The 1,203-nt window shown below is 55.9% G+C and carries 1 protein-coding gene; it reads right to left on the minus strand.

Features of this window, described 5'->3' with window-relative positions; all coding sequences use genetic code 11:
• Nucleotides 1–92: 92 nt before the first annotated feature.
• Nucleotides 93–1,203, minus strand: a 1,111-nt coding sequence (locus AB5Z52_RS17195) for an ATP-binding protein (RefSeq protein ID WP_368267158.1), incomplete at its 5' end; no start/stop codon positions are given.

Below are 1,203 nucleotides of genomic sequence, written 5' to 3' on the forward strand. Positions count from 1 at the left end.
GAAGAGACCTCGTCGCTGACGTGGCCACGCGTCGTCATAGCGTCACAATCGTCTCCTCCTTCAAGCGGTCCCATGCCCGTGGATGCGGAGGTTCACAACAGTCCACACATGTATGCGGGGACACAGGTGATGGGACCGTCCTTGCGAAGGTCCTTGGTATAGATGAGATATTGTCTGCCGATTCTGGAATGGAACTTACCGGCGAACGCGTCCAGTGATGCGTGGGTTTTATATCCGGATGATTTGACTTCGATGGGACTGATTTTCTTGCCGTCCGGAATGATGAAGTCGATCTCGTAGTTACGGGTTGACCTCTCCTTCGGCCATGTGTGGTAGAAGAGATTTTTCCCGTGTGCCACGAGTTCCTGTGCGACGGCGTTCTCGTACAGCATGCCGAGGTTCGCAGGCAGTTTGTCGGACAGGAGTTTGTCATACACGATGTTGTCTGTGAATTCGGCGTCCTTGAACGCGAGCGTGACGAACAGGCCGGTGTCCGCCATGTACAGTTTAAATTTCTCCAGGTCCACGCTCGATGAAAGACCGACGTTCGGATCGTCCGCCTGACGGGCCACGAGCACGGTCTTAGAATCGGCGAGTTCCGCGATTTCCTCAAGAATGTCCCTCGCCTGACGGCCGGCGAGCACGCTCGACACCTGGTATCGCGACGCTTTTTTCGCAAGCTGGGATGGTATGGCGTCGAACAGCATGGACAATGCGCCGGACGGGCTGATCTTGTGGAAGTCCTCCTCGTACAGGGAAATGATCGCGCGCTTCACTTTGTCCACCTCTTGCAGGTTGTTCGTGCGCAGAAGCGCATCGACGGCTTGAGGCATGCCACCCACGAGCATGTAGAGACGGAAGTCACGCATGAGTTTGCGGTTGGTTCCGTCACCCAGTGCCATGCCGGTTGCGAAAGCCTCGCGCAGCAAGGGAACTGTAGCCACATCGCCCTTCGCCCATAGGAACTCCTCGTAGTCCATCGGGTGCATCTGCACCCGTTCTTCCTCGCTGGGGATGAGTATGCCTCTGGTGTTCTTGCGTATGGAAATGAGGGATCCTGTTTCCACATAGTCGTACCGGCCGTCAGCGACCAGGCTTTTGATGGCCTGCCGCGCCTTGGGGCATAATTGGACTTCATCGAACACAATCAGGGATTGTCTTTCGTGCAGTCTTGCGGAATACTGCAATTGGAGCCGTAGGAAC

Source organism: Enterococcus sp. RTP21361st1_A6_RTP21361_211029, assembly GCF_040910045.1.
GTDB lineage: Bacteria > Bacillota > Bacilli > Lactobacillales > Enterococcaceae > Enterococcus_D > Enterococcus_D gallinarum.